The 13101-nt window shown below is 62.4% G+C and carries 14 protein-coding genes; 7 read left to right on the top strand and 7 right to left on the bottom strand.

Going from position 1 to position 13101, the window contains the following annotated elements; genetic code table 11:
- Positions 1 to 150: 150 nt before the first annotated feature.
- From NMQ03_RS05310 to NMQ03_RS05280, 7 genes are all read left to right on the top strand, one after another.
- A complete protein-coding gene (locus NMQ03_RS05310; protein WP_255174706.1) occupies positions 151 to 1215 on the top strand; it encodes a DUF475 domain-containing protein in 1065 nt (354 codons plus the stop codon).
- A gap of 23 nt (positions 1216 to 1238) precedes the next feature.
- Positions 1239 to 1829, top strand: coding sequence for a TerD family protein (locus NMQ03_RS05305; protein ID WP_255174705.1), 591 nt, complete (start codon positions 1239 to 1241; stop codon positions 1827 to 1829).
- Positions 1830 to 1856: 27 nt separating this feature from the next.
- A complete protein-coding gene (locus tag NMQ03_RS05300; protein WP_255174704.1) occupies positions 1857 to 2438 on the top strand; it encodes a TerD family protein in 582 nt (193 codons plus the stop codon).
- 102 nt (positions 2439 to 2540) lie between these two features.
- Positions 2541 to 3734, top strand: coding sequence for a toxic anion resistance protein (locus NMQ03_RS05295; RefSeq protein ID WP_255174703.1), 1194 nt, complete (start codon positions 2541 to 2543; stop codon positions 3732 to 3734).
- A 96-nt stretch (positions 3735 to 3830) separates the two neighbouring features.
- Positions 3831 to 4274, top strand: coding sequence for a hypothetical protein (locus tag NMQ03_RS05290; protein WP_255174702.1), 444 nt, complete (start codon positions 3831 to 3833; stop codon positions 4272 to 4274).
- Entirely contained in the window at positions 4275 to 4826 is a 552-nt protein-coding gene (locus NMQ03_RS05285; RefSeq protein WP_255174701.1) for a TerD family protein, read from the top strand.
- 901 nt (positions 4827 to 5727) lie between these two features.
- A complete protein-coding gene (locus NMQ03_RS05280) occupies positions 5728 to 6477 on the top strand; it encodes an SDR family oxidoreductase (RefSeq protein ID WP_255174700.1) in 750 nt (249 codons plus the stop codon).
- Between the two features lie 19 nt (positions 6478 to 6496).
- On the opposite strand, the gene NMQ03_RS05275 is transcribed toward NMQ03_RS05280, so the two are convergent.
- Genes NMQ03_RS05275 through NMQ03_RS05245 form a run of 7 tightly spaced genes read right to left on the bottom strand, consistent with a single transcriptional unit; the run spans position 6497 to position 12845 of the window.
- The gene (locus tag NMQ03_RS05275; RefSeq protein WP_255174699.1) at positions 6497 to 7597 is read right to left on the bottom strand and encodes a tRNA-dihydrouridine synthase; all 1101 of its coding nucleotides are present in this window, start codon (positions 7595 to 7597) and stop codon (positions 6497 to 6499) included.
- Complete coding sequence (locus NMQ03_RS05270) at positions 7594 to 7929, bottom strand: hypothetical protein (RefSeq protein ID WP_255174698.1); 336 nt, start codon at positions 7927 to 7929, stop codon at positions 7594 to 7596. Before NMQ03_RS05270 ends, NMQ03_RS05275 begins: the two co-directional genes overlap by 4 nt.
- A 41-nt stretch (positions 7930 to 7970) precedes the next feature.
- Positions 7971 to 8711: an SDR family NAD(P)-dependent oxidoreductase gene (locus tag NMQ03_RS05265; RefSeq protein WP_255174697.1), complete on the bottom strand. Its 741-nt coding sequence runs from the start codon at positions 8709 to 8711 to the stop codon at positions 7971 to 7973.
- A gap of 37 nt (positions 8712 to 8748) precedes the next feature.
- Positions 8749 to 9516, bottom strand: a complete 768-nt coding sequence (locus NMQ03_RS05260; RefSeq protein ID WP_255174696.1) for an SDR family NAD(P)-dependent oxidoreductase — start codon at positions 9514 to 9516, stop codon at positions 8749 to 8751.
- On the bottom strand, positions 9503 to 10894 hold the full coding sequence (locus NMQ03_RS05255; protein ID WP_159632693.1) for an MFS transporter: 1392 nt from the start codon (positions 10892 to 10894) through the stop codon (positions 9503 to 9505). The genes NMQ03_RS05260 and NMQ03_RS05255 overlap by 14 nt, the downstream gene beginning before the upstream one ends.
- Positions 10891 to 11781, bottom strand: coding sequence for a polysaccharide deacetylase (locus NMQ03_RS05250; protein ID WP_255174695.1), 891 nt, complete (start codon positions 11779 to 11781; stop codon positions 10891 to 10893). The genes NMQ03_RS05255 and NMQ03_RS05250 overlap by 4 nt, the downstream gene beginning before the upstream one ends.
- A 44-nt stretch (positions 11782 to 11825) precedes the next feature.
- Positions 11826 to 12845 carry an asparaginase gene (locus tag NMQ03_RS05245; RefSeq protein WP_255174694.1) on the bottom strand — a complete coding sequence of 340 codons (1020 nt, stop codon included), beginning with the start codon at positions 12843 to 12845 and terminating at the stop codon, positions 11826 to 11828.
- Between the last annotated feature and the right edge of the window lie 256 nt (positions 12846 to 13101).

Genomic DNA, 13101 nt, shown 5'->3' with positions numbered 1-13101 from the left:
ACTGGGAAGCGAACCGTTGGCTACGATCGTGATTCAAGTCGGGGGGACTTACTCACTCCCGTAAGTCCGTGGTCATTTCGCTAACGAATAGACCCACAAATGGGGAGTTAGACAACCTTGCTGGTACGTACTTTTGGATGGTCATTTGGGGTGACCGCAGCCGCCTTGGTTGTAGCCTTCGTTTACGGAGGTCCCCACGCTCTTGTTCTCTGCCTGATCCTCGGCATTCTGGAAATCAGCCTCAGCTTCGACAACGCCGTCGTAAATGCACGGATTCTTGAGCGGATGAATCCTTTTTGGCAGCGGATGTTCCTGACCGTAGGTATCGTGATTGCAGTCTTCGGCATGCGGGTGCTTTTCCCTCTTCTGATTGTCGGTGTCACAGCGCACCTGAATCCCGTTGAAGCCGTAAACCTCGCCCTCCAGAAGGGTGATCCGCAGACGCCCGGCACTTACGGGTACCTGCTGCATGAGGCACACCCTCAAATCGCGGCTTTCGGAGGCCTGTTCCTGCTGATGATCTTCCTTGATTTCATTTTCGAGGAGCGGGACCTGAAATGGATCAAGGTGCTGGAAGTCCCCCTGGCGCGGTTCGGCAAGCTGGAGGGGGCATCGATGGTCACAGCACTGGCCGTCCTCACCATCGCCGGCTTCCTTGCTGGAGACAAACAAGGAATCGTGCTGCTGGCGGGACTTCTCGGCATCATCACCTACATGCTCGTGAACGGGCTTGGCAATCTCTTCGACGTCGACGAGGACGAAGCTGAGGATGCGTCAGCAGCGGCCCGGCCGCGTGGCGTCGCGGGACGGGTCGCCGGCAAGGCAGCGCTGATGCTCTTCCTATACCTCGAGGTCATCGACGCTTCCTTCTCCTTCGATGGCGTTATCGGTGCTTTTGCCATAACGGCCGACCCCGTAATCATTGCCCTCGGGCTGGGGCTCATCGGAGCAATGTTCGTGCGCTCGCTGACTGTGTACCTGGTCCGGGAAGGAACCTTGGACGAGTTTGAATTCCTGGATCATGGTGCGCACTGGGCAATCGGCGCCTTGGCCATCATTCTGATGGTTACCATTACCGCCCCGGTCAATGAAGTGATCACAGGTCTAATTGGGGTCGTCTTTATCGGAGCGGCTTTTGCTTACTCGGTCCTTCGGAATCGAAAGGTCCCGACATCCGATTCCGCACCCGAAACACTTTCATCCACATCCGTTTAGAAGGAAATGACAGGAGTACAACAATGGGGTTGAGCTTGCAAAAGGGGCAGACACTGTCGCTCATCAAGCAAAATGGCGAGTCCCTAACTCATATCCGCCTTGGGCTTGGATGGGACGCGGCAGCACCTGCCAAACGCGGCTTTTTCGGTCGATCTAAAACCACGGAAATCGACCTGGACGCTTCAGCAATCCTTTACGACGCCAACAGGAAACCACTGGACGTGGTCTACTTCCAGCAACTCAAGAGCAAAGATGGCTCCATACAGCACACTGGGGACAACCTGACGGGTGAAGGCGAAGGAGACGACGAATCCATTCTCGTGAATCTTCCCGCGGTATCTCCGACTGTCCAACACATCGTGTTCGTCATTACCAGCTACAGTCAGCAGACCTTCGACATGATTCAGAATGCCTTCTGCAGGGTCATCGACGATTCGGTTGTCGGCAGCCCGGAAGTGGCTCACTACCGGCTCAACGAGTCTGGCCACTTCACCGCCATGGTCATGGCTAAAGTTTCCCGCTCCCAGGGCGCATGGGTTTTTCAGGCCATCGGTAGCCCAGCCAATGGCAAGACAGCATTCGACGTCGTTCGGCCCGCAGCCGCAACGCTTTAGTATCCGGAACAGATTAAGGAGACAAAATTGGCAACCCTGACCCTGAGTAAAGGAAGCAACCTCTCGCTAACCAAGGCCGACCCGCAGCTTCGCCGCGCAATGATCGGCCTCGGGTGGGACCCACGGACCACTGCAGGCGAGCAATTCGACCTGGACGCGTCGGCATTGCTGGTCACCGCGAGCGGGAAAGTCCGTTCAAACGATGACTTCATCTTCTACAACCAACTGTCCTCAAAGGACGGCTCCGTTGTTCATCAAGGTGATAACCGCACCGGTGAGGGAGAGGGCGACGACGAGCAGATATTGATCGACCTGAGCCTGGTACCGGCCGAGATCGAAAAGATTGTCATCGTTGTCTCCATTGACCAAGCGGACGTTCGCCGCCAGAACTTTGGCCAGGTCCGGGACGCGTTCTGCCGTGTGGTCAATGAGGACACGAATAGCGAGATCGTCCGTTACGACCTGACCGAGGATGCCGCTGCCGAGACCTGCATGATTTTCGCCGAGCTGTACCGCAACAGCGGCGATTGGAAGTTCAGGGCCGTGGGCCAGGGCTACGCCACAGGCCTTCGTGGAATCGCAACAGATTTCGGCATCGGCCTGGACTGAGTTTCTTAGGCTCCCCGGCAGCCGCTGTGGCTGCCGGGGAGCCACAGCATTTCATTTCTCACAGGCCTCTCCTTCGGCTTCTTCAACACGCAAAGGATCATCATGAGTATTCAACTCACCCCGCCGGACGCCGCAGACGATGCCCTCTTGCTGAAGGCTCCGGAGGAACCGGAAATAGTCAGGGAAGAAACCGCCGCAGCCATGATCCCGGTCGCTCCCGAGCGGCAGGCCGAGATCAACACTCAGGCGAAAGCATTCATTGCAGAAGTCGCTGCCTTAAACCCAGCCAGCCCTGAGTACACGAGCAAGATCGACGGAATCAACCGCCTTGCCGGGCAGCAATTGGTCGCGTCCTCAAACACGTCCAATCGCCTCCTGGAACGGTCATCAACTTCAGTGGCTGGAGCCAAAAAGACAGGCAACAGTGCCCAAATCTATGTCGCAACCACATTGGGAGAGTTGCGAACCACCGTAGAGGAGCTGACGCCGAACAGAGCAGACCTCAGCCTTGGTCGGAAAATCCTCGGAGTCTTCCCTGGCGGCAACAAGTTGGTCAAGTACTTCCAGAAGTACGAATCCTCCCAGAAGCAGCTTGACAACATCATTAAGGCACTGTTGGCAGGGCAGGACGAACTTCTCAAGGACAATGCAAGCCTCGCCCAAGAGAAAGCCCGTCTGTGGGAAACGATGCAGAGCCTCAGTGAATACGGTGTCTTCGCGAAAGCGCTGGACGATGCAACGGTGGCGAAGATTGAAGCTATGCGGAACAACGGGCAGATCGATGACGCCGCCAAGCTGGACTCCGACGTACTCTTCCCGATTCGTCAGCGCCACCAGGACATCCTGACCCAGCTTGCCGTTTCCGTTCAGGGCTACCTGGCGATCGACATGATTCGTAAGAACAACACAGAACTAATCAAAGGAGTCGAACGGGCCCGGACTACGACTCTTTCCGCACTGCGCACTGCAGTTATCGTTGCGCAAGCGCTGGCGAATCAAAAGCTGGTTCTCGATCAAATCGATGCCATCAATGCAACGACTAACAACATGATCCTGAAGACCAGCGAGATGCTGAAGGAACAGACCAGCAGGATTCACCAGCAGGCTGCCAGTTCCGGAGTCAGCGTCGAGACCCTTCAGCGGGCTTTTGACAATGTTTTCCAGACGATCGACGCCATCGACACCTTCCGCTCGCAGGCAAACAAAAGCATGGAGGGAACCGTCCGCGCTCTCGAGTCCGGCATTGAAAGGGCCAAGCCTTACCTCGAACGCGTAAGGCAGCAAGAGGGAAACTGATGCTCCAGTTCAGCAATACCTGTCCCCAAAATGGCTAGTAGGCTCTTCGGTTCACTGTTCGGCTCTGGCTCCCCGCAGGACCCGAGGCCAGAACAGTTGGTCATCAGCGACGAGAAAGAGGACGAGCTGCGTGCCGCTGGGGAGGCGCTCAGCTCGTTGGCCGCCCAACTGCGGAATAGCGGTGCAGACGTACCAACTGTGGCTTACTCGCAGTTCGCCCAGATCACAGATCTACTGCGTGCACTCGTCGAGCATGCCGGGAACATCGGATCCACAATCGACCAGCGAGTCCTCTTGGCCGCAATGTCGGCTGATTATTTGCCCACGTCGTTGCGGACTTACCTAGCCCTCCCGGCAGTCAATCGGGCCTCAGATTCCCCCGAAACCCGACTGCTGCTTGAACAATTGGCGGTCTTACATTCGACGGCCTCCACACTGGAGGGTGAGATACACAACGGCTCTTCGACCGAATTAGCAATTCATGGGCGGTTCCTGCAAGATAAGTTCGATCTCGGCAGTCTGCTCTTGGAGGATGACTAGATGGCCTCCATGGCCCCTGGAAGTAATGCAGCCCTGACTGCAGAAAATCCCGACCTACGAAGGGCGCTGGTCGGCTTTGGGTGGTCGCTGGTCCCAAGCAGAGGACCGCAGGCGGAGCTCGTACCATTGGCGATAATGTGCGGCCCGGACGGACGAGCCATCTCGGACGAACACCTTGTGTTTTTCAACCAGCTGTCGACGCCGGATGACGGCCTCCACTTCGTCGGTTCGGATGACGTTGAACAGATCGACGTTGACCTCCACCGAGTACCCGAGCCGGTGAGAAAGATTGTCTTTATTGTCTACGTCGATCCAGAGGTTAGAGGCCTTGGGACATATGCCGCGGTGAAGAGTGCGTATATCCGTGTAGCGGATCAGGGAAGCCGGGAACTTGTCCGCTTCGATATTCCTTTGGCAGACCAAGCACAGGTTCGAGCGATGGTGTTCGGTGAGCTCTATAGGCACGGAGGCGGATGGAAATTCCGTGCGATTGGGCAGGGATATCTGAATGGGCTGTCGGCCCTTGCGACCGACTACAAAGTGATTCTTTAGCATGGCACCTCCGTCGAGGGCTCCTCGCCCGGACATCACCTACATCACTCGGCGCAAGCGGCCCGTGCCGTCTGTAGCCGCTGGAGGGTCGAGCCAAACTACAGTGCCGAGCCCTGATAACAATTCGGTTAGTCGCTCCTCACTTCATTTGGAGAGGAAACAGCAACGTGAACCGACAACCGAAGCCTCGAAGCATGCTGGCCAGCCTCCAAAAACCTTGGCTTCTCGGCTGTTTTCTGCACCTGCTATCGAGGAAGTCGGGCACCTCTCAACAAATAACCCGGTGGCGCGGCTCAATGCACGCCAGTCCGGCATCGGAACGCTTCTGGTAGCTGGTGCAGGTGCCGTGGCCTGGGAAGGCAATGACCTGATAACTGGCGCTGAGACTCTCCACGGAGCTCTTGTCGGGAGCCGTATCGAAACAGCAGGAAACCGGCCCTTAGCTGGGTTCCATGGGGGCTCCGTAGCCATCGCCCTCCGCCACGTTAGGCAACTGAGGCGTGTCCTCGTCATACCTGCGGAGGGGCCCCTCGTTGTCACGACATTTGGAGGGTCCCGCATCGCATTGCATCCCCTCAGCTCGACCGGGCAACGAGGCCTCTTGTACATCTCGCGGATAGACGGGCTGCTTGAGCTACGCGCGGAGTACACGGCAAACGAGAACCACGACGACATTTGGGCGGAGTTCGGTTTCCAGATGACGCTGCCAGTGTCTGCACCTGCAGGTGCCGGAGGCTACCCGCCAGGGCGCGGTACCTATTAGGGCGCATGGACGCCGACCTGCGAGGGTCATCTGCATGCACCTAGCCAAGCATCCTGCGCCGAGCCCTCCCCGCGAAGCCAAACGGGCCGCTTCCTAATTCCCGATCTTTTGTCGGAGGACCCGCCTAGGATTGCTTCCATGAGGATTGCCGTTGCAGGGGGAACCGGTACAGTGGGCCGCCACGTCGTGGCCATCGCCAGGGAACGCGGGCATGAGGTGGTCAGCCTCAGCCGCGCGGAGGGAGTGGACCTCGTCAACGGGCGCGGCCTCGATCAGGCACTCCAAAATGTTGAAACCGTCATCGACGTCTCCGGCATCCAGGCCACGTCCACCAAGAAAGCCGTGGACTACTTCACTAACGCCACCCAGAACCTGCTGGCCGCTGGGAAGAAGGCCGGCTTAAAGCACCATGTGGCACTGTCCATTGTGGGCATCGACAAAGCCAACTCAGGACTCTACGCCGGGAAGCTGGTGCAGGAAGACGAAGTCAAGCACGGCGGCATTCCCTGGACCCTCCTCCGGTCCACCCAGTTCCACGAGTTCGTCCCGATGTCCATCAAGGCCGCATCAGTGGGCCCGCTGGTCTTCGTTCCCACGATGGTCACCCAACCGGTGGCGGCAAGGGAGGTGGCCGCGGCCCTGGTGGACGCCGCCGAGGCCGGCCCGAATGGCCGCATCCCGGACCTCGGCGGCCCGCGGACCGAACAGCTGAAAAGCCTGGTCGCGGCCTACCTCGCCAAAACGCAGCAGAAGAAACGGATCGTTCCACTGCACCTGCCCGGCCCCATGGGCAAGGCCATGCGCAACGGCTCCCTGATCCCGGTGCCGGGATCCGCCGTCGGACGCCAGACGTTCCTGGAGTGGCTCGACGCCATCGATGCCGCTTAAAAGCCGAGGCTCCCCCGGCCTACCTGTCCTCCAGCTCCCAGTCCTTGACGTCCGCCAAAGGAGCGAAGACGGCGGGGTCGAGCTCCCCGAATTCCAGGTTGTTGCGGACAAGGTGCGGCCAGTTCCGGTTGGCCAAGGCTCCCTTGCCCAGCGCGACAACGTCCGCTGAGCCGTCGGCCAGCATGGACGCGGCCGTATCCGGATCATCGAGCTTGCCGTTGGCGATCACCGGCACCCCGGAGTACCGCTTGGCCAGCGCAGCAAGGGTCTCCTCCGCATCCGCGAATGCCGGCTCGGTGGCGCGGTATTCGGTGGTGTGGACAAAATCGATCCCCGTGGCGCCCAGGGTGCCGAAGATGACCTCGGCTTCGGCCACTCCCCCGCCCCACTTATGCTCGGTGTCGCTGACCTTTGACTGGGAGATGCGGATCCCCACCGTCATGTCCGGGCCAACGGCCTCGCGGACGTCGTGGCAGATTTCAGCGGCAAGCCGCACCCTGTTTTCCGGTGAGCCGCCGTAGAGGTCGTCGCGCTGGTTCAGGTAGTCCGTGAGGAACTGATCCAGCAGGTAACCGTTGGCACCGTGGATCTCCACGCCGTCGAACCCGGCCTGCTGCGCCCGCAGCGCCGCCGTGACGAACCCGTCCCGGACCTCTTTCATTTGGGACAACGTGATTGCGGAAGGTACGGGATACGGACCTTCGCCCCGGTAGAACCCCAGTTGCTCCCCCTTCGGTGCCACCGCCGAGGGCCCCACCGAGGAGGTGACATACCGGTTCCCCTGGCTTTGCGCCCCAGCGTGCATCAGCTGCGCGAAAATCTTCGAGCCCGCCTCGTGGACGCCGTCCACCACGTCCGCCCAGGACCGGGCCTGTTCCTCCGTGGCGATGCCCGGCTGGAAGTGGTAGCCCTGGCTGTGGGCGGTGTCCGGGTAGATGCCCTCCGTGATCAGCAGCCCGAAACCCCCGCGGGCGAACGTCCGGTAGTAGGACGCCATCCTCTCCGTGGCATGCCCGTCCTCGGTGGCGCTGATCCGCGTCATGGGAGCCAGCGCCACCCTGTTGTCCAGCTGGGTGGCACCGATCCGGATGGGTGACCAGAGCGGGGAATAATCAGTCATGCAAAATCTCCTAGGTAGTGTTCGGGTCCGGCAAGACCGGCAGCCCGGGCGGGCAGGCCCGCATTGGCCGGATCCGCCGCGTACGCCTGACGCCGGCTTCGCAACCGGTCCAGAACGGACGCGTCGGTGAAGGAGACGGCCACGGCGGACCACAATTCTTCGACAGTCTGGCACTGCCTGGAGGCGACGGCCGCGCCGGTCATCAGCCAGCCGTCCTTAAGTGCGGTCACCTTCGGGGCGCCCGGGAGGCCGGTGCAGACGGCGTTGACCGTGGCTGCCACGATCAGGTGTTGCCGCATGGTCCGCACCGGCCCCAGGGCAGGGTCCGCCACGGTGGTCCTTCCGCAGGCACCGCACATGTTGTTCCCTTTCCTTACGGCATCACGTCGCCGGAGTTGGGCCCCAGCGTCTGCCCGACGAACAGGTTTCCCCCGGGGTCGCTGGCCAGCAGCACTGCGGCGGGCGCCACCTCCTCCGGCGTGCCGAACCTTCCCAGCGGCAGCTCGGCGCGCTTCGCGGCCTTCCAGCTTTCCGAGATGCCCTCCACCAGCGGCGTCTCGATGGGCCCGGGGGCGATGCAGTTGACCAGCACATTGTCCGCCGCCGTTTCCAGGGCCAGGGCTTTGGACAGGCCCACGACGCCGGCTTTGGCCGCACTGTAATGCGTCAGCCCCACACCGCCCTTGATGGCCAGTTGGGAGGCGATGTTGATGATGCGGCCCCACTTGCGCTGCCGCATCTCCCCCACCACCTCCCGGCAGCACAGGAACACACCGGTCAGGTCCACCGTGAGGGTCTCGTTCCACATGGCCAGGGACATGTCCTCCAGCGGGGACTCCGTCAGCAGGCCCGCACTGTTGACCAGGACGTCGATGCCGCCCAGCCTCTCCCGGGCCTCGGCGAAGGCCGCCCGCACGCTGGCTTCATCGGCCACGTCCACGCGGATGGCGCCATCCCCGCCGGCCCGGTCCAGCACGGCCACCCGGTCCCCGTTGGCCAGGAAGGCCTCTGCGATGGCTTTGCCGATCCCGCTGGAACCGCCGGTGACCACCACCCGGCGGCCGTTCGAGGGTTGGGCGTTTCCGGAAGCTTGGTCAGCAGTCGATGTGTTCATGGTGTCCTTTCGTTGTGAGGCGGCTGTCGGGGCGCCATCAGGCGCGCATCTTCACGGTGAGTCCGCCGTCAACCACCAGCGCCTGGCCCGTGATGTAGCGGGACTCGTCAGAGGTGAGGAACCCGATCACGCTGGCCACTTCCTCCGGTTTGCCCACCCGGCCCCAGGGGATGTCATTCCCGGCCCGCTGCAGCCCCTCGGGACCCAGGGAATTCACCGGGTCCAGGGACTGTGGGGTTTCGATGAGGCCCGGGATCACGGCGTTGGCGCGGATCTGCCGCGGGCCGAGTTCCACGGCCACGCTGCGGACCAGGCCCAGCACCCCTGCCTTGGCCGCGGCATAGTGGGCGTGTTCCTCCCATCCGTACACCCCGCCGGCGATGGACGAGACCGCAACCAGCGCGCCGCCGTCGGTCATTCTCTCCGCCCCGGCCCGCAGCGTGCGCAGCACGCCGGTGAGGTCCACGTTGAGCATGTCGTGCCAGCGCTCATCCGTCATCTCCCCCAGCGGGGAATTGCGGAGGATGCCCGCGTTGGCGATGGCGTAGTCCAGCCGCCCGTACTCGTCCACGGCCCGCTGGGCCAGGGCATCCACGGAGGCGGTGGTGCGGACGTCCACCTCGTGGATCACCGCCTCACCGTTCGCCTCCTTGACCAGCCGGAGGGTTTCCTCCGGATCGTGGGGATCGCCCGGGAAGGTGCCGATGACGGACACCACCCCCTGGCGCGCGTAGTGGACGGCGAGGGCACGGCCGATGCCGCTGGCGGCACCGGTGATGATGGCGACTCTGTTAGGCGACGTCATGGGGGTGGTCCTCCATCAGGGCTTCAGCAGGGGGCTTGGCGGCGATCATCAGGAGCCCGGAGACCAGGGTTCCCAGGGCACCGACCCACAGGGCTGCGGTGCCGGTGCCGGCACCGGCGGCGATGGCCGTGAAGATGGCACCGCCGAGGATGGTTCCGGGCTGGCTCATGGCGCCGATGAAGGCGGTTCCGGTGGCCCGGCAGCTCACCGGGTAGCACTCGGCCATGAAGTACTGGATGGCCGCGTACGGACCTACCAGGAAGAACAGGCCGGCGCCGTAGGTCAGGATGATCATGAACGGGCTGGTGGCGATGGGGCTGAGCATGATGGAGAAGGAGATGCCCGAGAGGATCCAGCCGCCAATGATGGTCCGCTTTCGGCCGATCTTGTCACCCAGCCAGCCGTGGAACACGTAACCGAAGTAGGCCAGCAGGTTGATGACGATCAGCATCCAGAACGCGTCCGAGAGTTCCACGCCCTTCGCGTTCTTGAGCACCGAGCTGCCCAGAACGCTGAAGATGGTGATACCGAAGAAGTTCACAATCCACGCGAGCGAGAAGACAAAGGTGTTCCGGCGCAGGTGCGGCTCCCAGATGCGCTTGAGTGGCGCTGCCGAGGAGTGCTCGACGCCGTACGCGTGGGCCAGGGAGTGCGCGTCTTCAGTCTTGCCGTGCTTTTCCAGCTCGGTCAGCTTGTGGTGCAGTTCGAACTGGGGCGTTTCCTTGAGCTTCCGGGCGATGACCCAGACGATCACGGCGGCCGGGACGGTGGCCATCAGGTACAGGGCACGCCACCCAAGGGAGGGCAGGAAGGCCAGGGCCAGTGCGCTGGCCAGCAGGAAGCCGAGCGGCCAGCCGCCCTGGATGAAGGAGTAGTGGAAGCCGGGCCGCTTGCGCTTGTCCGCGACTTCGGTGACCTGGTACACCTCGTTCATGTAGGTGGCGTTCACGGCCTGCTCGGAGAATCCGAGGCCGCCGAACGAACGGACCACCACCAGCATGGCGTTGCTGAAGAACGGGATCCCCGTGGGGATCAGTGCCGTGAGGCCGGAGACGACGGCGGTCCCGCCAATGGTGGTCATCATGCCTTTGCGGCGGCCCAGGCGGTCAATGACCGGCCCGATGCCGAAGCAGACGATGGCGGTGCCGACGGCGATCCAGGTGTTGATGGCGTACGCCTCGGGGGCAGACCAGCCGAATTCCTGCTGCATGGCCGGCAGCAGGGTGCCGAACAGGCCGTAGTCGAAGACGGCCACGGTCCAGGCCAGCAGGGCAAGCACGGTAGCGGTGGTGGTGTGGCGCTTGGAAAAGACCGGGAAGCGGCGCTTCTCGTCCGGGCGGGGCTGCGACAGGTCGACAACCGGTTCTTGGATGCTCATGACTTGTTGTCCTTACGGGGGCTGCGGGAAAGGAAAGAGTCGGCGATCTGGTCGAAGGTGCACCAGGTGACGCCCTCATGGGAGTTGATGTGTTCGATGAGCCGCTCAAGCATGAGGAGCACCTGCGGGCGGCCGGAGACGTCCGGGTGGATGGTCATGGTGAAGACGGCCTGGTCCATTTCGCGGTAGACCCAGTCGAATTGGTCCCGCCACATCTCTTCGATGTCGCGGGGGTTGACGAACCCGTGCGAGTTCGGGGATGCCTTGATGAACATCATCGGAGGCAGGTCATCGAGGTACCAGTTGGCCGGGATTTCCACCAGGTCCGTTTCCTGCCCGCGCTTCAACGGCTCCATCCAGGTCTGGGCGTCCTTGGTGTAGTCGATCTTCTTCCAGGAGTCCCCTACCCGGACGTAGTACGGCTCGAAGTCGCGGTGCATCAGGGAGTGGTCGTACTTGATGCCGCGCTCCAGGAGGATCTCGTTGGTGACCGGCGAGAATTCCCACCACGGCGCAACGTAGCCGGTGGGCCGGCGGCCGGACACCTTTTCGATCAGTTCGATCGCGCGGTCCAGGATGGCGGTCTCCTGCTCCCGGGTCATGGCGATCGGGTTCTCGTGCGAATATCCGTGCACGCCGATCTCGTGTCCGGCATCCACGATCATCTGCGTCAGTTCCGGGAAGGTTTCGATCGAGTGGCCCGGCACGAACCAGGTTGCCGGGAGATTGTATTTCTGGAACAACCGGATCAGCCGGGGTCCGCCGACTTCACCGCTGAACAGGCCGCGGCTGATGTCGCACGGGGAGTCCTCTCCTCCGTAGGAGCCGAGCATGCCTGCCACTGCGTCTACGTCCACGCCGAAGGCGACTTGAATGTCCTTAGCCATGAGATTTTCCTTTCAATTCGTTCAAAACCGGGATGTTCTGGGTGTCAGGCGGAAGGTTCAGGGGGCCTCCCTCGTTGGGCAAAAATTTCGGTGATCCGGTCCCGGTCAGGATTGATCCTGAGCAGGAGGCTGAGCAGGATCAGCGACTGTGACGGCCGGAGGTGGCCGGAGCTGATGGCACCGGCAACGCGCAGGTCCTCGCCACCGCCGCCGGCCCCGTAGATGGGCACCACCGGTCCCGCGTCCACGCGGGTGCTGGTGACCACCACGGCGCCGGACGCGACGGCGGCGGCCACCTCTGCGCAGAGGCTGGCGTTTGCATTGCCGCTTCCGGTTCCTTGCAGGACGATGCCTTCCGCTCCTGCTTCAAGGGCGGCGTGCATCAGGGTGGAGTCGGCGCCGGGGTAGGCGGCAACCAGGTCCACCCGCGGGGAGCCGCCGCCCGGCTGGGGCAGGGGCAGGGCCTCGAGCCTGCCGCCGCTGCCGTCCATGGCAACTTCTCCCTGGGCTGATACCTGGCCAAGTACCCCGAAATCGGGGTTTGCAAAGGCATCCAGCCGAAGAGTTTGGCTTTTCCGGACGCCGGCGGCCGGGTAGATGGTGCCGGCAAAGTGGACCATGACGCCCTTGCCCCGCCCGTCCTTCGAACCGGCGACGGCGATGGCCCGGGCCAGGTTGTCCGGCCCGTCGGGAGCGTCGGAGTCAGCGGCGCGCTGCGAGCCGGTGAACACCACCGGCCGCTCGTCGGCGTGCGTCAGGTCCGCGAGGTAGGCGGTCTCCTCCATGGTGTCCGTGCCGTGGGTGACCACCACGCCCAGGACGTTGGGGTCCTTGAGGACTTCCTGGATGGTGGCGCAGATCCTCAGCATGTCGTCGAACGTCAGGAGGTAGGACCCCTTCTGGAACACGTCGAGCACCCGGACAGGGTGGGACACCCGCGGGCCGAGGGCTTTGAACACCTGCTCGCCGGTATCGGAGGCGACCGCGCCGCCGGCCTGGGAAGAACGCGACGAGATGGTGCCTCCGGTAGCCAGCAGCACGACGTGGGAGTCGGTAACAGTCATTTCAGCTCCGGTGGTTTGCTGCGCAATCCGCAGCCCAATCGATTGGGTAACTTTCCGCAGAACGGGCATTTGCGATGGACACGAGGGGCGGCGCCGGGGGTAGGGGTGCCGGGGAAGGTTCGGGATGCGCAACTACCCAAACGTTTGGGTAGCGCTGATGAACGACTATAGGATGTGAAGCGGATCACGTCAAGGGTTGCCTTGGTGCCCTTCCGGGCACCGCGGGCGGACCTGGGCTACAGTGGCCCCGGTGGGC

This window comes from Arthrobacter sp. DNA4, assembly GCF_024362385.1.
Taxonomy (GTDB): Bacteria; Actinomycetota; Actinomycetes; order Actinomycetales; family Micrococcaceae; genus Arthrobacter.
This window is presented reverse-complemented; position numbering and strand designations above follow the sequence as displayed.